Below are 26,731 nucleotides of genomic sequence, written 5' to 3' on the forward strand. Positions count from 1 at the left end.
GCAACGGGTGTGACGTACAAGTTCGAGGGCAACGGCGAGCTTGACCCCACCCAGGTCATCGTCTGGGCGTTCAAGGTCCAGGCCGGGAAACTGGTCCCGGACCAGGAGATCGCGAAGGCCTGACTGTGGTAGCGGCGGTGGCGGCCGGCGGCGTCATCGACCTCGGCGAGATGCGGCACGAGACCGAGGTGTCCATGCCCGAGCCACGGCGCATGCCGGTCCGGTGGCGGTTGGCCTGGGCGCTCGCCGGGCTTGTCGCGCTGGCCGCCGCGCTCGGGCCGGCTGTGCCCACGCCGGCGGCGCTGATCGAGGCCACCATCCCGGCGCGGCTGGGCGATATGACGTTCGCGACGGGTGAGCAGTTCTACGTGGTCACCTCCGACCGGGCCGAGGGGGCCGGGCCGCGGACCATCACCGCCTACGCCCTACCGGACGCCCAACGGCTGTGGCAGGCGCCGCTCCCGCTGTCCGGCGCGCTGCGCGGGGTCGGCGCCACGGCCGGGCAGCTGCTCGTCCGGACCCAGCCCGAGCTTCCGCAACAGGTCGAGACCGTCTCCATCCGGGAGGCGACGGGCCAGATCGCGTGGCGCCGCCGGGCACTTTTCGAGGGTATGACGCCGGTGCGTGGTCAGGTGCTGCTCTGGACGTCGCCGGACGGCACGCCCACCGCCAGCACCGGGCAGGACACTCTGGAGGCCGTCGACCCGGTGACCGGCGCGGTCCGCTGGTCCTACCGGGTGCCGAACGGGGGATGGCTCTCCTACCGGTACGCCGGCCAGGCACTCACCCACGTTGTCACGCTCCTGCCCGCGGGGCGGGTCGAGGTGCGCGACGCCGAGGATGGGCGGATCCTGTCGGCCGCCGACCTCCTGCCGCCACGCCCGCCGTCGGTGCCGGCGACCTACGTGCAGTTCACCGGCGACCTGATGCTGGTGCGCCAGGAATCGATGGTCACCGCATACGACCTGAACGGCCTCGACCGGCGGTGGACGGCCGCGGTCGACCTGCCGACGGAGTACGTCCCGGACTGCGGCGACACGCTTTGCGTCACCTCCCAACTCGGCGGCGTGCGCGTGCTCGACCCCGCGACCGGTCGGACGCTGTGGTCAGACCCGACCCGGACATATGCCGGCCGGTCCGGCGGCCACCTCGTGGCGGCGGTCCGCACTCGGGACGGCCTCACCGACCTGACCGTGCTCGATCCGGAGACCGGCCGCACGGTGGAACACCTCGGCGTCTGGACCCTCATCAGCCCGCCCGGCGCCGATGGCAAGCTGATCGGGATGCGCACCGACCTGGCCACCTCGCGCGCCTGGCTGGCCCACCTCGACCCGGCCAGCGGCAGGGCGCGCTTCTTCGGCCTGGTCGGGGGCGTCACCCGCGACTGCGAGGTACAAGCCGGTGCGGTCATCTGCCGCCGCCTCGACGCCACGATCGGCGTGTGGCGCTAATCCCGCCGTACGCCTGCGCTTAATCCGGTAAGGGACGGGAAACGAGCGGAAACGGCTTCGAGAGGGGAAGGCGATGCCGCGGAAATCGAGGATGTTCGGCACATCGCCGGAGCGTGTGTTCGCTGTGCTGGCTGACGGTTGGACCTACGCCAGCTGGGTCGTCGGTGCGTCGCACATCCGCGATGTCGACGACGGCTGGCCCGCCGCGGGGACCCGGATACACCATCAGGTCGGACCGTGGCCGCTGCACGTCAAAGACACGACCTGGGTACACGCGGTCGTCCCAGGACGGATGCTCGAGCTGCACGCCAGGGCTTGGCCACTCGGGGAGGCGATGGTCCGATTGGATCTCGAACCGGTCAACGGGGCGACCCGAGTGACGTTGACGTACGACCTGATCGCCGGCGTCGGCCGGTTTGTGCCGCACCTGGTGCAGTCGGTCCTGCTCGGTCCGCGCAGCACCGAGATGCTCAGCCGTTTGAACGACATAGCGGTACGGCGGCGCGTAGGCGGGCAGGTCATGGCCTGACGGCGTCCGGAAACCCGGTCCAGCGCAGGTCGGCCGGGAGGTGGCTCATGTCGTTGAACATGATGACCGCGGGTGGCAGGCCGGCGCGGCACTCGATGACGGTCAGGCCCGTGTTGGCGCTGTTGAGGCCGAGCCACCGGGATGGCGGCGCCTCCAGCGCGTGACGCACCAGCCAGGCGACCTGGTACGCGTGGGTTATCAGCACCTCGTGGGTGTCCGCCGGGTGCGTGGTCGGATCCAGTGCCGTCGTGAAGCGGGCGACGAGGGCTTGTGCCAGCCGGTGCCCCGAGGCGGCTTCGGCGTCGTCGTACCCGTCGAAGAAGGCTGTCCAGGCCGGGTGCCTTTCGGCCACGCTGGGCACGTACGGCACGTGGTCGACGAGCTCGACGGCCTCGGCCACGGGCACGTGGGGTAGATGTCGGGCGAGTTCGTGCGCGGTGGCGACCGCGCGCGGCAGCGGCGAGTGCCATACGGCGTCGACGGGGATGCCGGCGAGGCGTTCGCCCAGCAGGTTCGCCTGCTGGCGCCCGGTGTCGGTGAGCGTACCGAACGCGTCAGCCGAGCCGTGGCGGGCGAGATAGAGGTGTCGAGTTCCCATGAGGCCTCCCATCAGGAGATGGTCACGGTGCCGGTGGTGCCGTCGATGGTGATGGTGGCGCCGTCGTGGAGCGTGGTGGTCGCGTTCGCCATGCCGAGCACGGCGGGGATTTGACGCTCGCGGGCCACGATCGCGGCGTGGGAGAGCACGCCACCGACTTCGGTCACGACGCCCGCGGCGAGGCGCAGCAAGGGCGTCCAGGCCGGGTCGGTGTAGCGGCAGACGAGGATGTCACCGGAGCGCACGCGGGCGAACTCGCCGGGACCGCGGACGACCCGCGCCGTGCCGGTCGCGATCCCGTGGCTGCCAGGGATCCCGGCCAGCGTGGCGGCCGAGGTCGTCGAGGCGCCGGACGGTGGTGGCGGCGGAGCGGCGGTGACCGGCCGGGCCTGAAGCAACCAGATCGTCCGGCCAGCGATCGCCCACTCGATGTCCTGCGCACCACCGAGCACGGCGGCGACCTGCTGCCCGAGCCGGGCGAGCCGCACGGCAGTCGCGTCGTCGAGCGAGGGCTGGCGCCGGGCGGCGGTGGGCACGTCGTGCGCGACGAGGCCCGTGCCGCGCCGGTCAAGGCGGGTCCTCTTGTCAGCCACGGTGCGGGTGACCAACCCGCCCTCCGTCACGCGGTAGGCGTCCGGAGTGACCGTGCCGCCGACGACGCTGGGGCCGAGGCCCCAAGACGCCTCGATCCGGGTCACGCCGCCCGGGCCCGTGGGGGTGAACATGACCCCGGAGACATCTGCGTCCACGTGGCACTGGACGAGGACCGCCATCGCCAGAACGCCGGCCGGTCGGTCGTGGCCGACCGCGTCCCGGTACGCGACGGCGCGGTGCGAGTGGAGCGAGGCCCAGCAGGCACGCACCGCCTGCACGACCGCACCGATGCCGTACACGGCGAGGGTGCTCTCGTGCTGGCCGGCCGCCGACGCCGCGGCCGTGTCCTCGCCCACAGCTGACGAGCGCACCGCGACCGGCGGATCGCCGAGCGCTTCGAGCGCGCGACCGAGGGCCTCGAGCAGGCCGGGGTCGAGTGGGCCGGCCTCGATCGCCCGCCGTGACGCGTCGCGGTACGCGCTGAAGGGAATCACGAAGCCGTCGGGCACCGGGAGGCCCGTGCGAAGGAGCACACCGAGGACACCCGCCTTGCCCCCGCAGGTCCCTACATCCGCGTCCGCGAGCGGCACGATCATCCAGACACCCTTCAACGAAGCGTTGACAACAATTTGTTGATTGTGCAGGATCGGCGGCATGCCAGGCAAGGAAGACGCCGATCACGCTCAAGCACGCCGCGAACAGGACGCGACCAAGCGCCTACTGGGCCTTGGCGCGAGTGCGCTTGACGCCCGCCCGTGGCGACCCGCCCCCGTCCCGCCGTCGGCGGTCGACCTGACGCACTTCGCGCTCTGGCGCGCCGCCGACCTGGCCGCGGGAGACATCCTGAGCGCGCTCGCTCTCCTGCCGGCGGCGCGTGCCGAGATCGAAGGGATCGAGGCCGGCCTGCTGTTCGTGGCCCGCGGTGCGGGTCTCACCTGGGCGCAGATGGCGGAGGCGATGGGGTTCAACTCCCCGCAGGCGTGCCAGCAGCACTACACCCGGCTGACGGCACGGCAGGAGGCTGACTCGTGACTCACGAGTCGCCGCTTGAACTGCTGGTGCTGCACGCGGTCCGCATCACGGGGTTCGCCGACACTCCGGTGATCGCCCGGCGGTTCGGGCTCGACGCCGCCGAGACCACCGAGATCCTGCTCGACGCCGAGGCACACGGGTGGGTGACCCACGCCGCGTTCGCCGATGTTGGAGGCTGGTCACTGACCGAGTCCGGCCGTGCGGAAAACGAACGCCAGCTGGCAGCCGAGCTGGCCCGCGCCGGGGCGGCGGAGGAGGTTCGCGAGGTCTACCGCGAGTTTCTCCCGCTGAACGCCCGCCTACAGCGCGCCTGCACCGACTGGCAGCTCCGGCCGACCGCCGGCGACCGGCTCGCCGTCAACGACCACACCGATCCCGCCTGGGACGCCGGTGTCCTCGACGAGCTCGCCGCCATCGACGCCGCCCTCGCCCCACTCGCCGACCGGCTCGGACACGTCCTCGCCCGGCTGGGCGGCTACCACAGGCGATTCGCGGCGGCACGACAGCGCGTGCTCGCGGGCGAAGGCGGCTGGGTCGACCGCACCGACGTCGACTCCTGCCACCGCGTCTGGTTCGAGCTCCACGAAGACCTCATCGCGACGCTCGGCCTCGATCGCACGGCGGAAGCCTGAACGCCGACCTCAGGCGCGGTCGAGTGCGCGTTGCAGTTGGGCCTTGGTCATGGTCGACCGGCCCTTGACGCCACGGCGCTGCGCCTCGCTGTAGAGCTCGTCCCGGGAACGGTCGCCGCGGCGTGCCGCCGCGCGTTCGGCCTTCGTCGGGGTGCGGGGCTTGTCGGACGACTTCATCGTCGCGGTCGGCTTGCCCAGGTCTTGCCAGCGCTTCGCGGTCATCTCCACGCCGAACTTGTCGGCCGCCTTGCGGATCCGCCGGAACGCTTCGCGCCGCTCGTCGTCCGTCACGTCCCGGACCTGATCGAATCGGGCGATCGCGTTGCGCACATGGGACGCGTCGTTGAGTGGCTCCTTGCGTACCCGGGGAAACGCGTAGGCGCTGTCTGACATCGAGTTGCGCTTGGCGGCGTCTAGCTCGCGTGTTGCTCGTTTCGCAGCCATAAGCGGGACCTACCCCGGTCGGGTGGGTTCTATGCGCTCGGGCGCTATCTGGTGAGCGCTATGTGGGCGGACAGGCCGAGGTGTTCCAGCGCCTTACGCGGCGTCAGCCCGGTCGGGAGGTGAAGCACGTAATCCCGCCACGTCTTACGGTCCGCCTGCCAGGCGTCCAGGTACTCCACGCAGAAGGCCGGGGTGATGAGCTGCCGCCGGCCCTGGGCCGCTTTGAGCGCTTCGACCATCCGGATCTTGTCCTTCGGATGCATGTCGAGCCCGGGCACCTTCTCCAGGACGCGCTGGATCAGCAGGTAGCGGTCGTGGAGGAAGCCGCGCCAGAACTCTTCGTCGGCGTCGGCCAGCGACTTGCCGTCGTCGAGGAGGGCATAAACGCCCTCTGCCAGGCAGTCGCCCAGCTCCTCAGCCCGCGCGCGACGCGGATCGGAGAAGGGGTCGAACTCCTTCTGCGCCACCTTGCCGGTGACCGCTACCCGGCCGAATCCGGTGTCGTCGAGGAGGAAGAACCAGTCTTCGTTGTAGATGTTGGGGAAGAACGAGGTGGATCGGCCCGGCACCGCCATCGCCCCGCCGCCGACGAAGCTGTCCTGGTACTCGCCCACGGCGCGGTACGCGTGGCAGACGACGGAGTTGTCGGGGAAGCCGACATTCTCCAGGCCGACAGCGCTGTAGCTCGACAACAGGGCGGCCGCCGAACGCATGTCATCCGGGCGGATGTCCGTGATGTCGTCGTCGAGAAACACCACGTTGTCCCACCCGACCATGCGGGCCAGGGCGAGGCCGAGGTTGCGCTTGAGGCTCACGTCCGTCGACCGGGCGAACTTCGTGCCGGCCAGCAACACGGACGTCTTGAGCGGTATCTGGCCCGAGGCCTCGGGCACGTCCGCCGCGATCAGAGTCGCGTTCATGCCACGCGCCTCGCGAAACGCCCTGTCCGCGTGGGCCCATTTGCTGCACAGGGCGACGACCGGACAGCCAAGCTCCATGGCCAGGCTCATCGCGTCTCTGAGATAGGCCGACGGGCGTGCCGTCGGGACGAGGATGGCATCGACATGGGCGTAATCGGCTGAGACGACAGGGTCGAGCAGCAACGAGTGAGAGGGGTGGTGGCTGGGCTGCCCAGACGCCGGATTCGCGTCTGTGTCGACCAGGGCAGTTGTCATGTGGCAATCCCTACCCACTCGTGCAGCCGGGTGTCGGCCTCTGTCCAATCTGGAGTGACCACCGTACCCGCCGTCACCTTCGCACGGGCCAGAATGCTGTACGTGGCTCCGTCTGGCACCCGCGAACGGATGAACTCGGCGTTGCGGTCCCGGAAGACAGCGTCAGTCAGGGTGCGGACCGCGGCGTATGTTCCGCGCCCGTACATGCCGTTGCAGATCGTGACGGTCAGTTTCCGGTTGTGCGGGTTGGGTCCGCGGACGAACTGTGCGACATCCTCGACGAGGACCGTGCCGCCCTTGTTCTTGAACACCGGCTCGAAGACGCGGCGCCGACCGTCCTCGTCGACCGCGAAGGCACCCGTGTCACGGTCGCCCTCCCGGGCTACTTGCGTGACGGGCACACCAAGAAGCTCCACCATGTCGCGCGTCAACGGATTCCAGTCCACGCCGCCCAGAAGCACCAGGTGCTTGGTGAGATCGTCGCGATCTATGACATGGTCCGGCTCGGCCAGATGGAAGGTCACCTGGCTACGCGGATTCGCCGCCCGCACATGCCCGTACAGCTCGACGAGCGCGTCGAGGTCGGCGTAGTTGTACAGCTCGATGTAATCCGGGCTGTGCGGGTTCGTGTACGACTCGTCGGCTCGCAGCTCCGGCGGCAGGGAAGCACAGATGATCGTCACCGGCGCCCCGTCAGGGAAGTGCCACGGCCCAGTGTTGAGCGCGGCCGTTTGGGCACCCGGGCCGTTGTCACTCACGATGCCGGTCGCGCTTGCTCGCAACGCGGTCAGTTCGCGAAGCAGCTCTTCTCTACGGGCGCGCTCCGACTCTGTCAGGTCATCGATGTCGATCAGCCGTGGCCGGCCGCCGTCCATCGAGCGCGTCGTCGAGAAGAACAGGGCATAGTGCTCCAAGTGCTGCGGTGGGGGAATCGTCAGCTTCTTCAGGCTTTCCCACGAAGAGATCAGCGGGACGCTCACTCCGAACGCCTTGGCCAGGACGGGTTGAGTGACGGCTTGGCTCCACTCTTCAGTCCGCAGTCTCCGGAGGCGCCGGGCGAGGGCAGTAGCGTTGTCGGCTTTCGTCGCCATCGGGGCCCACCTCCTCCAGTAAAGTTCAGCCTGCTACTGAAGCCTGCTCCACCGTGTCAATAGCGCCGACCTACGACTCCTACTTGGTTAGCAGCGCATGAGGCATGACTAATACCGCATTTTCCTCGATATGGTGATTCAAGGGACAGCCGACAAGTAAGGTAACGCTTGATTCAGTGGTTCACTGAAGTTTACTCTGAAGATCCAAAGTTTCCTGGACTTCACCAAAGTCCGCTGAGGTACCGGGGGATCATACCATGATCTTCAGCCTCTTACTACGCGGAAACGTCGTCGCGTCAGCGGCAAGAGCGCCGCCACGCATCGATCATCGACTACTCCCGCGGAGCACGCGGGGGTCGCCACGGGGACGGATCACGCGACGAAAGACACCCCCGGATCGCGGCCAGGGGTGTCCGGAACGGCAAGGCCCCTGCTCAGGATGCCGAGGAACTCGCCATGCCAAGCCTAGCCCCATTCAACCCTTTGTTGGGTCACCTTTTTGACGCAAGTGCCCCCCATCAGCGTCCGCAACCGCGTCCGACCACCGGTTCGGACGCGGCCGCCCTGACCGTCGTCGCACTGGCGATAGCTTTGGTGATGCTGGTGTGGATGGCGTGCCTGCTGTTGGTCATCGTCTTGATCGTCTCGGCCACCTAATCCATCGAGAGGAATCATTAGGTCGTGAGTGATGACGAGGACCTTGACATCCGCTACGTCGACTCCGAGGACCTGCCTGAGCTCGGACAGGTCCTCGGTATGACGCATGCGCACTTCTACCGGGCCCGGCTCGCTCGGCGCGGTGTAGTGCTGTCCGCCTGGCGAAAAGACGAACTCGCCGGCGCGATCCTCGTCTCCTGGGAGCCGGCGGACGAGCCGGAAATCCGACTGCACCTGCCCGGCGTTCCGCTGCTCTACCGGCTTCAGGTGCGCACCGAGATGCGCCGGCGCGGGGTGGCGACCGCGCTGGTGCGAGCGGCTGAGGAGTTGCTGATCGGCCGCGGCCACCACGCGGTGGCCTCGGGCGTCGACCGGCAGAACGAACCCGCCGTCCAGCTCTACCGGTCGCTGGGTTTCGAGCAGTGGGCCCACGGCGAGATCACAACAGTCCGCGAGCACTACGACGACGACGGCCGGCTGGTCACCACACCGGACCGATGCCTGATCTTCGTCCGGCCGCTCTCCGCCTAGCCGAGCGTGAACCTCTCCCAGGTGCCGATCGCCGTGCGGCCGGCGAGCAGCGGCTTTGTGCCCGCGCCCTCCGCCGCGACGTAGCGGTCGTTGACCACCGCCTTGAGGCTCACCGAGCCGTCGCTGTTTTGGACCATCGTGAACCGTTCCCACCCACCGACGGCCACCCGCCCGGCGAGCAGCGGCTGCGTTCCGGCGCTCTCCGCGGATACGAATCGGTTGTTGGCGCGGGCGAAGAGGGCGATCTGGCCGTTGCCGAGGTCGACGATGTCGAACCGCTCCCAGGTGTTGGCGGCCGGCCGGCTCGCGATCAGCGGCTTGGTGCCGGCACTCTCGGCCGATACGAAGTTGCCGTTCGCGTGGGCCTTCAGCGTGCGCGCGGCATCCGTGAGCCGCACCTGGTGAAACTTCTCCCACGTGCCGATCGCGGTGCGGCTGGCTATCAGGAACGGGGTGAACGCCGGTTGGAGGCTCACGTACCGGCCGTTGTACTTCGACCGCAGGCTGATGCTGCCGTCCGCGTTGCGGATCAGGGCGAACCGCTCCCGCTCTCCGATCGCCACCTGGGTGATCCCGAGCGGGTCGGTGTCGGTCAGGCCAGTCGTGACGTAGCGTCCGAGCGACCGAGCGAAGAGGGCCACGTCCGCCTGGCCCGCGTCCACGAGGTCGAAGTGGCCGGCCGCCGTCACACCCGCCTGGCTCGGTTCGAGGGTCGGATACTCGGTGTTCGTGGCGACGTACTTGTGGTTGTAGAGCGACAGCAGGCCGAAGCTGCCGATGACCGGCAGCATGCTGATCGAGGTGTCCATCTGGCCGGACCGGCCGTCGGTGTCGGTCACCTTTATGACGATCGAGTAGCGGCCCGTCTGGGCATAGGTGTGTGTGATGACCGGCGAGGTCTGCGTGACGACCGAGCCGTCACCAAGCCTGAACTCGTACGAGGCGATCGGCGCGATGCCCGGCTGGGTCGCGGAGGCGTCGACGGTCACCGTGCGCGTGGCGACGTTCAAGGTGGTGTCGGACCAGACCACCGGGACGCGGATGTTCTCGACGGCGCCGCGGTCGGCATACGCCACCGGGCCGGTCCCCACGTTCGGCATCGCCGGGTCGTCGATCCGGGCCCGGCCGGCCATGTCGGTCGCCCGGTATCCGGGCGCCGCCGAGTTGGCCGAGTCGGTGTTGTCGCGGGTCTGGCCCATGGTCTCTTTGTCGTGCGCGGCCTGCCCGGAGGCGGTGCGGAAGGCGGCCATGCTCATCCGGGTGCCGTTCCACGCGTAGATCCTCGGCGACTTCGCCTCGCTGTCGCCGTGGTTGGCGTTGTTGTAGTCGACCGTGGTGCGCCCGACGGCGCCGTCGAATACCCCGATCTCGAAGCCGTCGGTGGGCACGCCCGCGCACTGGGACTGGCCGTAGTTGAAGTTGAGCTGGAGCACGTTGTTCTGCACCGATACGCCGGACGAGGCGCCGTCGACCCGGATCCCGCCGCGGCAGTAGGCCGTGACCGAGTTGTTGGTGATCGCGGTGCCGGTGGCGCCCCTGTTGTGGATGCCGTAAGTGCTGCCGAACTGCACCAGGTTGTTGGCCACGACGGTGTCGACGGCCCCGGACTCGATCGCGATCGCGGCGCCGGTGAAGCCGATGACGAAGTTGTTGACGATCGTGTTGGCCGGACCGGCGACGTCGATCCCCACGGCCCCGGTGATCGGCCCCGACCCGGGCTGAGAGAGTTCGAGGTGGTCGACCGTCACCCCGGAGGTGGCGGCGTCGAGGCTCACACCACCGCCGGCCATGCGGCCGTTGACGGTGATGTTCCTCAGCCGTGAGTTGGTCACGCCGGCGAGCCGCACGGGCGGCACGGTCGTCGCGTCGTCCACGGTGAGGTTGCCGCCCTCGACCGTGATGGCCGACGAATCGCGGATGTCCAGCACCGGGACGTCCCTGGTGCCGTACGTCTCGATATTTCGGATCCTGAGGTCGTGCTGGCCGTCGATGACGAACCCGGCCGTCGGCCCGGACATGTGGACGCCGGCAAACAGCTGAGCCTGGAAGGTGATCGGCTCCCCCGGTGCTCCGGAGGTGGCGACCGTGACCCGCTCGGCGTACCGGCCGGCGCCGATGTCGACGGTCTGCCCGGCGGCGACGACCGCGGCTGCCGCGCCGATCGTGCAAAACGGCTGCTGTGACGTGCCCGCGCCGCTGTCCGAACATGTGGAGGACGCCTGGCGGACGTACAGGGTGGTGACGGCGGCCTCCGCGGGAGCCGCCGCACCTACGAGGGTGCCGCCGGTCAGGGCCAGCGCGGTGATTCCGGCACGAAGCGATAAGCGCATGCTGCCCTCGTGTGATCAAGGAAGGGGAACCGGATAACACCACACGGATCCCGGTGTTCACAACTGCGCGAACGTGCAAACAGTCCCGCTGCCACCGGCGAGAGGTAGACGCCCGGTACATCCGTCGATATGTTCTGGGCCTCCATCAAAAGTGGACACTTCGGGGGTTCTCATGCCGCAAGCTCGACATCTGCTCCTCGCCAGCGCCGCCGTCGCCAGTGGACTCGTGTTCGCCGCGCCGGCGAGCGTGGCCGCCGCGCCGGCCGATTCGCCGCCGAAGATCGTCGTCGAGGACGGGATGACCCAGCCGGTCTTCTCGTTCGCCGACGCGATCGAGGAGCGGGTCTACGTGGAGACTCCGCTCGACACCAACCACGACGGCAAACGTGACCGGGTGGCGATCGACATCTCCCGGCCCCGGGAGACGGCCACGGCCGGCTTCAAGGTGCCGGTGATTTTCGAGCACAGCCCGTACCGCAAGGGTGTCTGGGGCGACGTGCCGTATCACAGTGTCCTGGTCGACGAGCTGCCCCAGAACGGTCTGGGCGACCGCGCCGGGGCGCGGTCGGCGGACGCCGGCGTCCAGGCCGCACAGGCCAAGGCCGACCTGCCCGGCTCGCTCGACAACTACTACGTGCCGCGCGGATACGCGGTCGTGCTCGGCCAGAGCGTCGGCACCGCCGACTCCGACGGCTGCTCGACCAGCGGAGACTCGGCCGAGACCCTGGGCACCAAGGCCGTCATCGACTGGCTCAACGGGCGCGTCAGGGGATGGGACGCCAACGGCGCCCCGGCCAGGGCGACGTGGACCACCGGCGCGGTCGGCATGACCGGCGGCTCGTACGCGGGCACCCTGCCGAACCAGGTCGCCACGACCGGCGTCGAGGGCCTCAAGACGATCGTCCCGGTGGCCGCGATCAGCAGCTGGTACGACTACTACCGGGCCAACGGGCTCGTCGTCGCGCCCGGCACCTTCCAGGGCGAAGACCTCGACGTGCTGGCCAAGTTCACCGCCGGGCAGGCCCGCTCCGAAGGAGACTGCGCCGACGAGATGGCCACCATCACGACCAAGCAGGACCGGGTCACCGGCGACTACTCGCGGTTCTGGGCCGAGCGCGACTACCTCGACGCGCGCCGGGTCAAGGCCAGCGTGTTCGTGGTGCACGGGCTCAACGACTGGAACGTCAAGACCGAGCACTTCGGCGGCTGGTGGGACCAGCTCACCAAGTGGCACGTGCCGCGCAAGATCTGGCTGCACCAGGGCGGGCACAGCAGCCCCAGCGGAGTGCCCGTCACGCTGCCGAACGGCAAGGCCTGGACGTACAAGCAGACCGAAAACCGGTGGTTCGACTACTGGCTCTGGGGTGTCCGCAACGGCATCATGAGCGAGCCGACGGCTGTCGTACAGCGGGAAAACCTCGCGTACACCACGTACCGCAACTGGCCCGACCCCGGCGCCCGCGACGTGGCGGTGCGCCTTGCCGCGCCCGGCTCGCTGACCACCGGCAGGACCCGCGGTGACGTCGAGCAGTCCTTTGTGGACGAGGGTCGCACCATCCACCCGGACGCCCTGGTCGCCAACCCGGACGCGGCGAGCCCCAACCGCCTCGCGTACACCTCACCTGTACTCACCCGCGACGTGCGGCTCTCCGGGCGTCCGGAGATGCGGCTGCGGATGGCGATCGACAACAAGCCGGACGCCAACCTGACCGCGTACCTCGTCGACTACGGTCCGGCCGGCTCGACCGCCGCGCCGTTCGTGGTCACGCGCGGCTGGATGGACCCGCAAAACCGCAAGGCCGCCAACCGCAGCGAGCCGGTCCGCACCGGCAAGCTGTACGACTACCGCTGGACCATGCAGCCCAAGGACTACGTCTTCCCAGCCGGCCACCGGATCGGGGTCGTGGTCTTCTCCACCGACCAGGAGTACACGCTGCTCCCGCTCGGCGGCACCCGCCTGCGGGTCGCGCCGCACGACAGCGAGCTGCACATCCCGGTCGTCGGCGGGCGGCGGGCGCTCGGCTTCTGACCCGGTGTCACGGCTGGTCCGCGCGCAGCTTGAGGTTGGCGCGGACCAGCTGGGCGTCGGGGTGGTCAAGCTCTTCGAGGATCGGGAGCGCGCGCCGCCACGCCTCGTGCGCGGCGTCGTGTTCACCGGCCGCGTGATGCGCGTCGCCCTTGTGCACGAGGTTTTCCGCGGCGAACCGGCGGTCGCCGATTTCCTCGTGCATCTGGGCGGAGCGCTCGAAGCAGGCGATGGCCTCGGCGTACCGGCCGAGCTGGTGCTGGGCAAAGCCGATGCTGTCCCAGACGTCCGCCGCGCCGGCGTAGTCGCCGAGCTCCTCAAGGAGCGCGAGAGACCGCTGGCAGTCGACCAGCGCCTGCTGTGGCTCCCCGAGCTGGGCCCGGTACCAGCCGATCGCGTTGAGCGCGGCAGCCTGACCGTGCCGGTGCCCCACCTCGGTGTAGAGGCGCAGCGCCGTCTTGACATGCTCCAGCGCCGCGGTGCGTTCGCCCTGCCGCCCGAGGAGCGACGCCAGGGCGTGGTGCGTGTGCGCCTGCCCGACCGGGTCGCCGTCCCGCTCGCACAGTGCCAGTGCGAGCCTCATGTGCCGGTTGGTGTCATCGAGGCGCCGCAGCTGGTAAAGCGCTCGGGCGAAGAAGCGGTGTGCGCGGGCCTGGGCACCGATTGACGCCGACCGCTCGGCGGCGGCCACGGCGGCACCGGCGACGGCGGCCCAGTCGTGCCCGTACCCGTTGCGGTCGAGGAAGTCGGTCAGGGTCCAGGCCAGTTGCCACGTGTGGGTGTCCAGCTCGGCGGCCACGGCACGGTCGACGGCCGCGAGCAGGACAGTGTGCTCGGCGACGAACCATTCCATCGCCTGCTCGACGGAGTCGAGACTCTCCGGCACGACGCCGGGCTGCGCCGGTGCGAGGTCGATGGGGTCTCGGGCCGAGTACAGGAGCCGGGCCGCGGTGTACGCGGTGTGGAGGTAGTGGTCGAGCACGCGGAGGACCGCCGCCTGCCGCTCGGCCTCGGGGTCGGTCTCCGCGGCGAGGTCGGCGGCGTACGCCCGGAGCAGGTCGTGAAACGTGTACCGGCCGGGGTGGTGCTCGAAGAGCAGGTGCGCACCGGTCAGCTCGGCGAGCAGGCCGCGGGTGAGCCGCGGGGGCAGCGCCGCCAGGCTGGCCGCCCCCGCGGCGGAGGTGTCCGGGCCGGGATGCAGCCCGAGGAGCCGAAACAGGCGGGCTGCCTGCGGCGAGAGCGTGCGGTACGACCAGGAGAAGACCTCTCGGACGTTCGCCAGGGCGTCGAGCCGGCCGGCGGGCTCGCGCAGCTCGGCGGCGAGCGCGCTGAGCGGAAACTCCGGATAGGTGGCCGCGCGGGCGGCGACGATAGCCAGCGCGAGCGGCAGCTGCGCGCAGCGGTTGACGATGTCGTCGACCGCCTCCGGCTCGGCGGCGACCCGGCCGGCGCCGAGCCGGGTCGACAGCAGCTGCCGCGCCTCGGTGTACGTGAGCAGGTCGATGGTGACCGGAACGGCGGCCTTCGCGGCGACGAGACCGGAGAGCTGGCTGCGGCTCGTCACCACCACGAGGCTGCCAGGCGCGCCGGGCAGCAGCGGGCGGACCTGCTCCGCGTCGCGCGCGTTGTCGAGCAGGATGAGTATCCGTTTGCCGGCCACCAGGCTGCGGAACATGGCGGCCTGCGCCTCCAGGCCCGGCGGGATGCGCTGCGGCGGCACACCGAGCGCATGGAGAAACCCGCGGACCGCCTCGCCCGCGTCCATGAACCGGCCGGAGTGGTCGAAGCCGCGGAGGTTCACATACAGCTGGCCGTCCGGGAAGCGGTTGGCCACCCGGTGCGCCCAGTGCAGCGCGAGGGCCGTCTTGCCGACGCCGGCGGTGCCGATGACCGCCGAGATCACCACCGCTGCCGGCTCCGGCGTGCCCGTGTCCGGCAGTAGTGCGTCGAGCCGGTCCAGCGCCTCGGACCGTCCGGCGAAGTCGGCGACGCCTGGCGGCATCTGCCGCGGCACCGGACCGTCCGCGAGCCGGGAGTCGACCGGCTCGGCGAGCGCGCTGTCCTCGGTGAGGATCCGCCGGTGCAGCTCGCGGAGCGCCGGCTCGGGCTCGAGGCCCAGCTCGTCGTCGAGCACCTGGCGTAGCCGCTGGTAGGCGTTGAGCGCGTCGGACCGCCGCCCGGCGCGAAACAGGGCCTGCATCAGCAGGGCACACAGCCTCTCCCGCGTCGGGTGCTGCGCGGTCAAACGGCTCAGCTGCGGGATGAGCTCTTCGTGGCGGCCCTGCGCCAACTCCAGCTCGGCGCGGCGTTCCACGGCGGTCAGGTGGCGCTCGACGAGGCCTGGCGCGTCGACCGACTCCAGCCACGCCGAGCGTGCGCCCTCGAACGGCGCCCCGCGCCACAGGGCCAGCGCCTCGCCGAGCCGCGCACGCTCCACTGTGGTGTCAGGCACGGTGGCCGCGGCGTCGAGCAACTGTCCAAATCGGACGGCGTCGACCTGCTCGGGCTCGATCATCAGCGCGTACCCGGCTGGTTCGGTGCGGATCCGGTCGGCGCCGAGCGCGCCCCGCAGCCGGGTGACGTAGAGCTGGACCGCGCGGCGCGCGTTGGCCGGCAGGTCTTCGTCCCAGATCGCGGTGGCCAACCGATCGACCGAGACCGGCCGGCCCGGGGCGAGGGCCAGCACCGCGAGCAGCGTGCGAAGCCGCGCCGATGTCAGGGGGACGGTGTGCCCGCCCATCGAAACGTCGAGCGGCCCCAGCAACCGGATCGTCAGGTTTGAATCCCCGCTCACCCGCCGATGGTACGCGTTCCAGAAACGGCGAGGCGCCGTGCCAGATCGCACGGCGCCTCCGCGGATCGGTTGGGATTACTTGACGTCGAACCGGTCGAGCATCATCACCTTGTTCCACGCGGCGACGAAGTCGTGCACGAACTTCTCCTGCGCGTCGTCGCTGGCGTAGACCTCGGCCAGCGCGCGCAGGATGGAGTTCGAGCCGAAGATCAGGTCGGCCCGGGTGGCGGTCCACTTGACCTCGCCCGTCGCGGTGTCGCGGCCCTCGAACGTCTCCTCCGCGTCCGAGGTCGCTTCCCACGTGGTGCCGAAGTCGAGCAGGTTGACGAAGAAGTCGGTGGTCAACGCCTCCGGCCGCTGCGTCAGCACACCGTCCTGCGACTGCTGGAAGTTGGCGTTCAGCACGCGCAGGCCGCCCACGAGCACGGTCATCTCGGGGGCGCTGAGCGTGAGCAGCTGCGCCCGGTCGACGAGCAGCTGCTCGGTCGGCTTCACCTGCCCCTTGGCGAGGTAGTTGCGGAAGCCGTCGGCGGTCGGCTCCAGGACGGCGAAGGACTCGACGTCGGTCTGCTCCTGCGACGCGTCGGTGCGACCCGGCGTGAAGGGAACCACGACGTCGTACCCGGCGGCCTTCGCGGCCTTCTCGACGGCCGCGTTGCCGGCCAGCACGATGAGGTCGGCGAGCGAGACCGTGCCGTCGAACTCCCGCTGGATGCCCTCCAGGACACCGAGCACCCGCCGCAGCTGCGCCGGGTCGTTGACCTCCCACGCGTTCTGCGGAGCGAGCCGGATGCGCGCACCGTTGGCACCACCGCGCTTGTCGGTGCCCCGGAACGTCGAAGCCGACGCCCAGGCGGTCGCGACGAGCTCGGAGACGGACAGCCCGGAGGCGAGGACCTTCTCCTTGAGGGCGGCGACGTCCTCGGCACCGATCAGCTCGTGCGTGACCGGAGGCACCGGGTCCTGCCAGATCTGCGGTTCGGCCGGCACCAGCGGGCCCAGGTACCGCGTGATCGGTCCCATGTCGCGGTGGGTGAGCTTGAACCACGCCTTGGCGAACGCGTCGGCGAACTCCTGCGGGTTTTCGTAGAAGCGGCGCGCGATCGGCTCGTAAATCGGGTCGACGCGGAGCGCGAGGTCGGTCGTGAGCATCATCGGCGCGTGGCGCTTCGACGCATCGTGGGCGTCCGGCACCAGCTCGCCCGCGGCCGGGTCGGTCGGCTCCCACTGCTTCGCGCCGGCCGGGCTCGTGGTCTGCTGCCACTCGAAGCTGAACAGCGTCTCGAAGAAGCTGTTGTCCCACGCCGTCGGCGTCGGCGTCCACGCACCCTCGAGGCCCGAGGTGATGGTGTCGCCACCCTTGCCGGAGCCGTGCGCGTTCTTCCAGCCGAGGCCCATCTCCTGGATCGGGGCGGCCTCGGGCTCCGGACCGACGTTGCGGTCGGGGTTGGCGGCACCGTGCGCCTTGCCGAACGTGTGCCCGCCGGCGATGAGCGCGACGGTCTCTTCGTCGTTCATGGCCATCCGGCCGAACGTCTCCCGGATGTCGCGGGCCGCGGCGAGCGCGTCCGGGTTGCCGTTGGGGCCTTCCGGGTTGACGTAGATCAGGCCCATCTGCACCGCGCCGTACGGCTTGGCCAGCTCGCGGTCGCCGCTGTAGCGCTTGTCACCGAGCCACGTGTCCTCGGTGCCCCAGTTGATCTCCTCGGGCTCCCAGACGTCCGCGCGGCCGCCGGCGAAGCCGAAGGTCCTGAAGCCCATCGACTCCAGGGCCACGTTGCCGGCGAGGATCATCAGGTCGGCCCACGAGATCTTCTTGCCGTACTTCTTCTTCACCGGCCACAGCAGGCGCCGGGCCTTGTCGAGGCTCGCGTTGTCCGGCCAGCTGTTCAGCGGTGCGAAGCGCTGGTCGCCGGAGCCCCCGCCGCCACGACCGTCGCTGGTGCGGTAGGTGCCCGCGCTGTGCCAGGCCATCCGGATGAAGAGCGGCCCGTAGTGCCCGAAGTCGGCCGGCCACCAGTCCTGCGAGGTGGTCATCACCGCGTGGATGTCCGCCTTCAGCGCGTCGAGATCGAGGCTCTTGAACTCGGCGGCGTAGTCGAACCCCTGGCTCATGGGGTCGCCCGATGGCGGGTTCTGGTGGAGGACGCCCACGTCCAGCTGGTTGGGCCACCAGTCCCGGTTGGACCGGGCTTTCGGCGGGCGGACCGGCGCTTCACCGGAGATGAGGCCGTCGTGCTCAGTTCCCACGTGTGCTCTCCTTGCGCTAGAAAGGGTGCCGGTCGCGTGAGATTGTCGATCACTTTTCTGGACTCAGTCAAGAATATTGGTTGCCCTTCTCCCGCCAAGGTCCGACGAACCGATTCAGTCGCACGTGATCCTGCTCACAGCGTTGATCCGCTTTCGCGGCTATGCACGTGGTGCTTCATCGATGTCTGAAAGCATCGAGACGGTCACTGAAAGTCGTTGTGGTGTAACGGATTCTTTGTGCGCCTGGCTACCAGTGCCGTTGGGTAAGCTGGCCGCCGGTCACACGCAGCACGCAGGGAAGGGAAGGTATGACGGCGCCTGTCCGACGGTGGTGCACCCTCGCACTAGTGGCGATCGCCGCCGCGACCTTGTTCCTCACCGCGCCGACCGGTGCGCTGGCCAAGCCGGGCGACCCGGCCGTGCCGAACGAGAGCGGACCAGCGCTCCTCGGCGACGTCCTGACCGCCACCGGCAAGCGGCACGCGCAGGCCAAGGCCGCGCTCAACAAGTCGCGGGCCAAGCAGCTCCAGCTCAGCCTGGAGCTACGCAAGGCCAACGAGCGGTTGAACGAACTCGCGCCGCAGATCGGCGAGATGGCCGCCACCTCCTACCGCACAGGCAAGCTCACCGCGGTGTCGGCGCTGCTCGACACCAGCTCCCGCGACCAGTTCGTCGAGCGGGCATCCATGCTCACCGAGATCAACATGGTCAACGACCGAAAGCTCGCCGACCTCAACGCCGCACGCGACAAGGCAGCACAGGCCAAGAAGGCGCTCGACGCCGAGGTCGCCGAGGAGCAGCGCCAGCTGGCGGTCATCGCGCGGCAGAAGACCGAGGCGGAAAAGGCCCTCGCCCTAGTCGGCGGCACCAAGCTGACCGGCGGTTTCGTCTCCGCCACCTCACCGGTGGCCAAGGCCGCGCCGCGCGCCTCGGACGGCTCGTGGCCGGACGAGTCGTGCAGCGTCAACGACCCGACCACCTCGGGCTGCATCACGCCACGCACACTCAACGCGTATACGGAGGTCCGTAAGGCGGGCTTCCGCCGGTTCGTCGGGTGCTACCGGCCGGGTGGACCGTTCGAGCATCCCAAGGGCCGCGCGTGTGACTGGTCACTTCAGGGCAGCGGTTTCTCCAACGCGCACAACGACGACATGCGGCTATACGGCAACAACCTGACCGCGTTCCTTGTGCGCAACGCCGACCGGCTCGGCGTCCTCTACGTCATCTGGTATCGACAGATCTGGTTCCCGGCCACCGGTTGGAAGAGCTACAGCGGGCCGCAGGACCACAAGGACCACGTCCATATGTCGATCATCTGAGCCGATTCCCAGCGAGCTTTCAGGTCCCGCCCATATCCTGACCAGGAGGGGAGTACTTCGCCAAGATCGTTCCGGTCAGTACGGGCTTTGCAATACCGCCCCCGGAGCGAGCACCCGCCAGCGCCTGGCGGGTGAGGGAGACCTCGGACGTTGCCGTGTGTCCGAGGGAGGGATTGGCGAGTGCTGGAATCGATCGGGTCGCCGCTGCTGTGGGCGGTGACCATCGCGGTCCTGGTTGTGCTGCTGGCGCTGGATTTCGCCGTGACGAGGCGCCCGCACGACGTGCCGATGCGCGAGGCCGTCGGCTGGACAGTGTTCTATCTCGCACTTCCGGCCGTCTTCGGTGTGGTGGTCTGGTGGGCCTACGGCGGCACACCGGCCGTCGAGTTCTTCACCGGATACGTGGTGGAAAAGTCGCTGTCGGTCGACAACCTGTTCGTGTTCATGCTGCTGCTGGCGTCGTTCGCGGTGCCGCCGGCGCTCGCCCAGCGGGTCCTGCTGTACGGAATCGTCGGCGCCCTCGTGCTGCGCGGCATCTTCATCGCCGCCGGCGCCGCGGTGATCGCCAGCGGGGCGTGGGCGTTCCTGCTCTTCGGTGCGGTGCTGCTCGTGACGGCGGTGAAGGTGATCCGCGACGCGGTCCGGGGCGCCGACCACGAGATCGACATCGACAAGATGCGCGCGGTGCGCCTGCTCCGCCGGCTGATGCCGGTCACCTCCGACTACCACGGGTCCAAGCTGACCGTCCGCGTCGCCGGCCGCCGGGCGCTGACGCCGATGGCGCTGGTCGTCGCCGCGGTGTTCATGACCGACGTGGTCTTCGCGGTCGACTCCGTCCCCGCCGTGTACGGCGTGACCGAGGACCCGTACCTGGTGTTCGTCACCAACGCGTTCGCGCTGCTCGGCCTCCGCGCCCTGTACTTCGTGCTGCGCAACGTCCTCGCGCGGCTGCGTCACCTCAACTACGGCCTCGGCCTGATCCTCGCATTCATCGGGGTCAAGCTGGTGCTGCACTGGGCGCACGGCGTCTGGGACCAGGTGCCCGAGGTGCCGACCCCGCTGTCGCTGGGTGTCATCCTCGTCACCCTCGCGACAGTAACCGTGACGAGCATGGCCGCCAACCGCCGCGACAGCCTTGCCCCAGCCTCCCAGTCGCCCCACTGACCTGCGAACGGCGATCCGTTGAGGTCCGTGGCGAGTTTTGGCCCCCATGGGGGCGCATTTTCGCCACGGACATAGGTGTCCGCTAGCGACGTGACGCGTTGTCGGGGTAGGGCGTAACGCCTGGTGGCGCCGGTTCGCTTCTCCGAGTGGCAGCAAGCTCTCCACCGAGAGGACCGTTCCATATGCGTAATATCCGGCGCACCCTGGCCGCCCTCGCCCTCACCGGCGCCACCCTGGTCGCCACCGCACAGCCCGCCGCCGCCATCACCGGAGGGGAGCCGGACGGAAACCGGCACCCCAATGTCGGGTTGATCCTGTTCTACAGCGCCGAGGGCCGCTTCCGGTGCTCCGCGACGCTCGTCACGCCGACCGTGCTGGCCACCGCCGCGCACTGCACCGACGGCACGCTGGGCAAGACCCTCGTGACGTTCGACTCGGTGATCGCCGAGGCGCCGCCCAGCCCGTTCCCGGTCGCGGCCGACCCGAGCGCCGGCTACACCTCCGCCGAGATCACCGCTGCCGGGTATCTCGCCGGCACCGCGCTGACCCACCCGGAGTACTCGGACTTCACCGACCTCCGCAACTGGAACGACTTCGGCGTCGTGGTGCTGGACAAGCCGGTCACCGGTATCGCACCCGCCACGATCGCTCCCGAGGGGTACCTGGACCAGGTCGCGCAGCCGGCCCTCAACAGCACCCTCTTCGACGTGGTCGGGTACGGCACCGAGGTCCGCAAGCCGGAGTCGGGTCCGCAGAAGCCGCAGCCGATGAGCTACCCGCTGATCCGGCGCTACACGACCTCGCCCGGCCAGAAGCTGACTCCGCAGATCCTCCAGCTCAACGGCACGGTCAACGACACCCGCGGAGGCGGCGGCACCTGCTTCGGCGACTCCGGCGGCCCGGTGTTCCTGGACGGCTACCTGGTCGCGGTCACCAGCTACGGCTACACCCAGAACTGCCGCTACCTCGGCGGTTACCAGCGCGTCGACATCCCCGTCGTGCAGGACTGGTTCGCCAGCGTCAGCTAGCCAGCCACCCCCACCGGGGTGATACGGCCGGTGCCCAGCTCCGGAGGGCACCGGCCGTACCCCGTCTATCGCCAATCGCACGGAGGGACCGCGACGCATGGGGGACCGCATCATCGGCGACCGGTACCGGCTGGAGGAAGAAGTAGGCCGCGGCGGGACCGCGACCGTCTGGCGCGCCGTCGACCTCGACACCGGTGTGCCGGTAGCCGTGAAGATCCTGGACCGCGAGCAGGCGGCCCGGCCGGTGGCGCTGGAGCGGCTGCGCCGGGAGGCCGAGACCGTGGCCCGGCTGGAGCACCCGAACATCGTCGCCAGTCACGACCTCGGCGCCGGGTTTCTGGCCATGGAGCTCGTCGAGGGCCACACCGTGGCGCAGCTGCTGACGGGCGGCGGGCGGCTGCCGGTCGACCAGGCCCTGTCGATCGCCGAGCAGGTCGGTGCCGCGCTCGCGGCCGCACACGAAGCGGGCGTCATCCACCGCGACATCAAGCCCGGCAACCTGATCGTCAGCCACTCCGGCACCGTGAAGGTGTGCGACTTCGGCATCGCCCGGCTACAGGCGCGGGACGGCGACGCCGCGCTCACCTCGCACAGCCAGGCGGTCGGCACGTGCGAGTACATGGCGCCGGAGCAGGCCACCGGGGACGGGGTCGACGCGCGCACAGACCTGTACTCGCTCGGCTGTGTGCTGTACGCGATGCTGACCGGCCGGCCGCCGTTCCTCGGCGAGACCGCGATCGCGGTCATGCACCATCACCTGAACAGGGCACCCGCGACGGTACGGTCCGTGCGCGACGACGTACCCCCGGAGGTCGACGACCTGATCGGGCGGCTGCTGGCCAAGGATCCGGCCGGCCGCCCGGCCACCGCCACCGAGGTCCGCGAAGAGCTGGCCGCCATCCGCGCCGCGCCGGCACCCGCGGAGCCCGCGACGGCGGTGGTCGCCAGGGTCATTGTGGCGCCCCAACGGCCGGCGGGCCGGCACCGGATGCCGCACGACCTGCCCGCCTGGTTGCTGGCCTGGCCCACCGCCGAGGCGTGGCTGCGCCGGTGGTGGATCGCGGCGGTGTCCGGGGCGCTGATCGTGCTCACCGTGGTAGCTGTGGTGCTGCTGCTCCCCGGCGGTGATCCGGATCGGCCGCCCGCCGCCGCACCGGCCGTGGACCCGCCCGCGGCTACTCAACCCGCGGAGCCGACGCCGGCCCCGACGAGCGTCGAGCCCAGCGCCACGGCGAGCTCGCCGAGCGCCTCCCGCACATCACCGGCCGGCCCCGTCGACCGCCTCGCCGCCTTCGCGACCACGGTCCAGCGGCTTGTGGACAGCGGTGACCTCGGCCGGAAAGAGGGCCGGGAGTTGCAGCGCAAGGCCGCCTCGATCGCCGAATCGGTGCAGAACGGACGAAGCGAAGGAGCCACCGAAAAGCTGCACGACCTGGACGAGCGACTCGCCGAACTCCGACGGGACGGCAAGCTCAGCCGCGCCGCGTTCGAGGCGCTCGACGTCATCGACCCGATCATCGCGGCGCTCGGCTGAGGCTCGCGGGTTCGGTGGTCGAAGCGCTGGGTACTGCGAGGTTGTCCCCCAAAACCAAGGAGGCCCCTCATGGGTATCGGTGCGTGCGTTTTCCTGATCGCGGTCGGCGCGATCCTCACGTTCGCGGTCGACGCCAGCGTGGCCGGCATCGACATCGACGTCGTCGGCTGGATCCTGATGGGTGCCGGCGTGCTCGGCCTGATCCTGACGATGACGATCTGGGGCAACCGCCGGCGGACGGTGGTCGCCGAGGAGCCGGCGGAGTATCGGCGGGTCGAGGAACGGCGGGACGTCTCCCCGCCGTTGTGACGGGGATGTGAGGGGCACTGCCGGTACAGCACCGCCAGATCATGTAGGTGGTGCTCCTCCACTCCGCCGCGAGCGCGCTCTCCGGCGGCCATCCACAAGTGGCAGAAGCTCCGGCGCACCGGCGAGCTTGCCGCAGACCCGACAGCCTAGGTCGGGCCCCCCGGGATAAATTGACGAACGGGAATCGACCAAAGTCCTGGGGGTTGGTCGTGGAGCTGAGCTTGCTCGGTCCTGTCGAGGTGCACGCGGGCGGCCGGCGATTGGCCGGGGGGCGGCCGCAGCAGGCGGTGGTGCTGGCAGCGCTGGCGGTCGACGCGGGCCGGCTGGTGCCGGTGGAGTCCCTGATCGGGCGGGTGTGGGGATCGGCGGCGCCGCCACGGGCGCGCCAGCTGGTGCAGACGCACATCAACCGGATCCGCCGGCTGCTCGGTCAGGCCGCCGGCGATGTCGTGGTCGCGCGGCGCGGCGACGGATACGTGCTGGAGCTGCCTCCGGAACGCGTCGACCTGCACCGCTTCGGCCGGCTCGTCGAGCGGGCGGCGGCACCCGAGCGTTCGGATACCGACCGGGTCGGGCTGCTGCGCGAGGCATTGGGGCTGTGGCGTGGCGAGCCGCTGGCCGGGCTGTCCGGGCAGTGGGTGGAGCACACCCGCCACGTGTGGCAGCAGCTGCGCCTATCCGCGGTGCTCGCCTGGGCCAGGGCCGAGCTGGCGGTGGGCAACGCGCCGGCGGTGATCGACCGGGTGACCGGCGAGCTGGCCGAGCACCCGCTGGTCGAGCCGCTGGCCGCGGTGTTGATGCGGGCGCTGGCCGCGGCGGGGCGGGGCGCGGAGGCCCTCGACCGGTACGCCGCCACCCGCGTGCACCTGGCCGAAGAGCTCGGCGCCGACCCGGGACCGGAGCTCCAGGAGGTGCACCGGGCGATCCTGCGCGGCGAGGCTTCGGCCGCCGCCGCGAGCCCGCAGGTGCCGGCACAGCTGCCCGCCGACGTCGCCGCGTTCACCGGTCGCGGCGACGAGCTCGCGCGGCTCGATACGCTCCTCGCCGCACCTGCCGGGGCCGCCGTGGTGCTCTCCGCCGTCTCGGGTACGGCCGGCGTCGGCAAGACCGCGCTCGCGATCCACTGGGCCCACCAGGTCCGCGGCCGGTTTCCCGACGGGCAGCTCTATGTCAACCTGCGCGGGTACGACCCGGATCGGCCGATGACCGCCGCCGACGCGCTCGCCCGGTTCCTGGCCGCGCTCGGCGTGCCCGGTCCGGACATCCCGCTCGACCTGGAGGAGCGGGCGGCGCGTTACCGCACGGCGGTTGACGGCCGGCGGATGCTGATCCTGCTCGACAACGCCTCCTCGGCCGAGCAGGTCCGCCCGCTGCTGCCGGGCACGGGCGGGTGCGCTGTAGTGATCACGAGCAGGGACAGCCTGGCCGGCCTCGTCGCCCGGGACGGCGCGCACCGGCTCGATCTCGACCTGCTCCCACCGGCCGACGCGTACGCGCTGCTCCACCGGCTGATCGGCGACCGCGCCGGCGCCGAGCCCGCGGCGACGGCCGCCCTCGTCGGCCGCTGCGCCCGTCTGCCACTGGCGTTGCGGGTCGCCGCCGAGCTGGCGATCTCGCGTCCCGCGACGCCGCTGGCCGACCTCGCCGGCGAGCTGGCCGAGCGGCAGCAGCGGCTATCCCTGCTGGACGCCGGCGGTGACCCGCGGGCGACCGTGGCGACGGTGTTCTCCTGGTCGGTGCAGCACCTGCCACGCGACGCCGCGCGCACGTTCCGGCTGCTCGGCCTGCACCCCGGCGCGGACACCGATGTGTACGCCGTCGCCGCCCTCGCCAGCACGGACCTCGCGGGCGCCTACCGGGCGCTGGGCGTGCTCACCCGCGCGCACCTCGTGGACGCCACCACCGCCGGCCGGTACGGGATGCACGACCTCCTGCGCGCGTACGCGGCGACAATCGCGTCCACACAGGACACCGAGCAGGCGCGGGCGGCCGCGGTCGATCGGCTGTTGGCTTACTACCTCGCCAACGCCATGACCGCGATGGACCAGCTGTACCCCGCGGAGGCCCACCGCCGTCCCCGCGTGCCGCGGCCCGCCACGCCGAGCCCGGATCTGTCCAGCGCCGCCACCGCTCGGGCCTGGCTGGACGCCGAGCGGGCCTCCCTCGTCGCGACCGCACGCGGTGCCCCGCCCGGCTCGACGTACCCGGTCCGGCTCTCCACCACGCTCTTCCGCTACCTCGACGGCGGCCACTACACGGACGCCATGGCGCTGCACGACGCCGCCTGGGTGGCTGCCCGGCGGGCCGGTGACCTGGCCGGCCAGGCACACGCGGTACGCGGCGTCGGCGCCGTGCACCTGAAACTAGGGCGCTACGACGCGGCCGAGGAACGTTTCGAGCGGGCCGCCGCCCTCTTCGCGAAGGCCGACGACACCACCGGCCAGGCCGTCGCGCTGACCGCACTCGGCACGGTCGAGCAACGGCAGGGCGCGTACGCCTCGGCGGCCGAGCACCACCAGCAGGCCATCGTCCTCTTCCGGCAGGCGGGCGACGGCTCCGGCGAAGGCCGCGCGTTGAACAACCTGGCGATCATCGAGACGCTCGTGGGCCGGCACACCGAAGCCGCTCGCCACCACGAGGAGGCGGCCACCCTGGCCCGGCAGTCGGGAGACGGCTCGGGCGAGGCCGCCGCGCTCAACAACCTCGGCCTCGTCGAGCAGCGGCTCGGCCGGGACCGGGAGGCCGCCGAGCACCACCGGCAGGCGGTGGCGCTGTTTCGGCAGCTCGGCGACCACTCCGGCGAGGCGAGCTCACTCGACAACCTGGGCATCGCGTACACCCGCATCGGGCTGCCGGGCCGGGCCACCGGGTACTTCGAACAGGCGCTCGCGCTGTTTCGCCGGATCGGTGACCGGGAGGGCCAGGCGTGGGTTCTCAACGGCCTCGGCGAGGCGGCGCACGCCGGCGGGCGACCGGGCGACGCCCTCGACCACCACGCCACCGCGCTCGCCATCACGCTCGACATCGGCGCGGTGGATCAGCAGGCCCGTGCCCTCGCCGGCCTGGGCCACGCCCACGAGGCACTCGACGACCCGAGGCGGGCGCGGGTGCGGTACGACGAGGCGCTCGCCCTCTACACCGATCTCGAATCCTTCGAGGCGGCCAAGGTCCGGGCCCGTCTCGAAGCGCTGACGGGCGCCCTGAAATAGAGGTTTGGGCTACCGCGATATCCGTCGGTAGCCC

The 26,731-nt window shown here is 70.5% G+C and carries 21 protein-coding genes; 12 read left to right on the forward strand and 9 right to left on the reverse strand.

Annotated elements, in window-relative coordinates; genetic code table 11:
• The first annotated feature begins 125 nt into the window (after nucleotides 1-125).
• Both AC5L36_RS00005 and AC5L36_RS00010 read left to right on the forward strand, forming a co-directional pair.
• A complete protein-coding gene (locus AC5L36_RS00005; protein WP_441216302.1) occupies nucleotides 126-1,451 on the forward strand; it encodes an outer membrane protein assembly factor BamB family protein in 1,326 nt (441 codons plus the stop codon).
• A gap of 91 nt (nucleotides 1,452-1,542) precedes the next feature.
• On the forward strand, nucleotides 1,543-1,980 hold the full coding sequence (locus AC5L36_RS00010; RefSeq protein WP_494907112.1) for an SRPBCC family protein: 438 nt from the start codon (nucleotides 1,543-1,545) through the stop codon (nucleotides 1,978-1,980).
• Here AC5L36_RS00010 and AC5L36_RS00015 read toward each other — a convergent pair.
• Together AC5L36_RS00015 and AC5L36_RS00020 are read right to left on the reverse strand one after the other, a co-directional pair.
• The gene (locus tag AC5L36_RS00015) at nucleotides 1,970-2,578 is read right to left on the reverse strand and encodes a histidine phosphatase family protein (RefSeq protein WP_441216299.1); all 609 of its coding nucleotides are present in this window, start codon (nucleotides 2,576-2,578) and stop codon (nucleotides 1,970-1,972) included. The genes AC5L36_RS00010 and AC5L36_RS00015 overlap by 11 nt on opposite strands.
• Before the next feature lie 11 nt (nucleotides 2,579-2,589).
• Nucleotides 2,590-3,768, reverse strand: coding sequence for a PEP/pyruvate-binding domain-containing protein (locus AC5L36_RS00020; RefSeq protein ID WP_441216297.1), 1,179 nt, complete (start codon nucleotides 3,766-3,768; stop codon nucleotides 2,590-2,592).
• A 58-nt stretch (nucleotides 3,769-3,826) separates the two neighbouring features.
• On the opposite strand from AC5L36_RS00020, the gene AC5L36_RS00025 reads away from it, so the two are divergent.
• On the forward strand, nucleotides 3,827-4,204 hold the full coding sequence (locus tag AC5L36_RS00025; protein WP_441216295.1) for a DNA-binding protein: 378 nt from the start codon (nucleotides 3,827-3,829) through the stop codon (nucleotides 4,202-4,204).
• Nucleotides 4,201-4,836, forward strand: a complete 636-nt coding sequence (locus tag AC5L36_RS00030; RefSeq protein WP_441216294.1) for a transcriptional regulator — start codon at nucleotides 4,201-4,203, stop codon at nucleotides 4,834-4,836. Before AC5L36_RS00025 ends, AC5L36_RS00030 begins: the two co-directional genes overlap by 4 nt.
• A gap of 9 nt (nucleotides 4,837-4,845) precedes the next feature.
• On the opposite strand, the gene AC5L36_RS00035 is transcribed toward AC5L36_RS00030, so the two are convergent.
• From AC5L36_RS00035 to AC5L36_RS00050, 4 genes are all read right to left on the reverse strand, one after another.
• Nucleotides 4,846-5,280 (reverse strand): DUF6582 domain-containing protein, encoded by a 435-nt coding sequence (locus AC5L36_RS00035; RefSeq protein ID WP_494907115.1) that lies wholly within the window; start codon nucleotides 5,278-5,280, stop codon nucleotides 4,846-4,848.
• Nucleotides 5,281-5,324: 44 nt separating this feature from the next.
• A complete protein-coding gene (locus AC5L36_RS00040; protein ID WP_441216292.1) occupies nucleotides 5,325-6,455 on the reverse strand; it encodes a hypothetical protein in 1,131 nt (376 codons plus the stop codon).
• Entirely contained in the window at nucleotides 6,452-7,546 is a 1,095-nt protein-coding gene (locus AC5L36_RS00045) for a helix-turn-helix domain-containing protein (protein ID WP_441216290.1), read from the reverse strand. Before AC5L36_RS00045 ends, AC5L36_RS00040 begins: the two co-directional genes overlap by 4 nt.
• A gap of 518 nt (nucleotides 7,547-8,064) precedes the next feature.
• Nucleotides 8,065-8,199: a hypothetical protein gene (locus tag AC5L36_RS00050; RefSeq protein ID WP_441216289.1), complete on the reverse strand. Its 135-nt coding sequence runs from the start codon at nucleotides 8,197-8,199 to the stop codon at nucleotides 8,065-8,067.
• Nucleotides 8,200-8,227: 28 nt separating this feature from the next.
• Between AC5L36_RS00050 and AC5L36_RS00055 the strand changes: the two genes are divergently transcribed.
• Nucleotides 8,228-8,734, forward strand: a complete 507-nt coding sequence (locus tag AC5L36_RS00055; protein WP_441216287.1) for a GNAT family N-acetyltransferase — start codon at nucleotides 8,228-8,230, stop codon at nucleotides 8,732-8,734.
• Here AC5L36_RS00055 and AC5L36_RS00060 read toward each other — a convergent pair.
• Nucleotides 8,731-11,064: a PKD domain-containing protein gene (locus AC5L36_RS00060; protein WP_441216285.1), complete on the reverse strand. Its 2,334-nt coding sequence runs from the start codon at nucleotides 11,062-11,064 to the stop codon at nucleotides 8,731-8,733. The genes AC5L36_RS00055 and AC5L36_RS00060 overlap by 4 nt on opposite strands.
• 172 nt (nucleotides 11,065-11,236) lie before the next feature.
• Here AC5L36_RS00060 and AC5L36_RS00065 point away from each other — a divergent pair, with 172 nt between their 5' ends.
• A complete protein-coding gene (locus AC5L36_RS00065) occupies nucleotides 11,237-13,093 on the forward strand; it encodes a Xaa-Pro dipeptidyl-peptidase (RefSeq protein WP_441216284.1) in 1,857 nt (618 codons plus the stop codon).
• A 7-nt stretch (nucleotides 13,094-13,100) separates the two neighbouring features.
• Here AC5L36_RS00065 and AC5L36_RS00070 read toward each other — a convergent pair whose 3' ends face one another.
• Nucleotides 13,101-15,884 (reverse strand): AfsR/SARP family transcriptional regulator, encoded by a 2,784-nt coding sequence (locus AC5L36_RS00070; RefSeq protein ID WP_441216283.1) that lies wholly within the window; start codon nucleotides 15,882-15,884, stop codon nucleotides 13,101-13,103.
• Nucleotides 15,885-15,959: 75 nt separating this feature from the next.
• The gene (gene katG / locus AC5L36_RS00075) at nucleotides 15,960-18,134 is read right to left on the reverse strand and encodes a catalase/peroxidase HPI (protein WP_441216281.1); all 2,175 of its coding nucleotides are present in this window, start codon (nucleotides 18,132-18,134) and stop codon (nucleotides 15,960-15,962) included.
• A 308-nt stretch (nucleotides 18,135-18,442) separates the two neighbouring features.
• Between katG and AC5L36_RS00080 the strand changes: the two genes are divergently transcribed.
• From AC5L36_RS00080 to AC5L36_RS00105, 6 genes are all read left to right on the forward strand, one after another.
• Nucleotides 18,443-19,453 (forward strand): coiled-coil domain-containing protein, encoded by a 1,011-nt coding sequence (locus AC5L36_RS00080; protein ID WP_441216279.1) that lies wholly within the window; start codon nucleotides 18,443-18,445, stop codon nucleotides 19,451-19,453.
• Nucleotides 19,454-19,633: 180 nt separating this feature from the next.
• On the forward strand, nucleotides 19,634-20,617 hold the full coding sequence (locus tag AC5L36_RS00085; RefSeq protein ID WP_441216277.1) for a TerC family protein: 984 nt from the start codon (nucleotides 19,634-19,636) through the stop codon (nucleotides 20,615-20,617).
• Between the two features lie 182 nt (nucleotides 20,618-20,799).
• The gene (locus AC5L36_RS00090) at nucleotides 20,800-21,645 is read left to right on the forward strand and encodes a S1 family peptidase (RefSeq protein ID WP_441216276.1); all 846 of its coding nucleotides are present in this window, start codon (nucleotides 20,800-20,802) and stop codon (nucleotides 21,643-21,645) included.
• Nucleotides 21,646-21,742: 97 nt separating this feature from the next.
• Nucleotides 21,743-23,179: a serine/threonine-protein kinase gene (locus AC5L36_RS00095; protein ID WP_441216275.1), complete on the forward strand. Its 1,437-nt coding sequence runs from the start codon at nucleotides 21,743-21,745 to the stop codon at nucleotides 23,177-23,179.
• 69 nt (nucleotides 23,180-23,248) lie between these two features.
• Entirely contained in the window at nucleotides 23,249-23,488 is a 240-nt protein-coding gene (locus AC5L36_RS00100; protein WP_441216274.1) for a DUF6458 family protein, read from the forward strand.
• A gap of 221 nt (nucleotides 23,489-23,709) precedes the next feature.
• Entirely contained in the window at nucleotides 23,710-26,697 is a 2,988-nt protein-coding gene (locus tag AC5L36_RS00105; protein WP_441216272.1) for an AfsR/SARP family transcriptional regulator, read from the forward strand.
• Nucleotides 26,698-26,731 lie beyond the last annotated feature (34 nt).

The organism is Phytohabitans sp. LZ39, assembly GCF_059359075.1.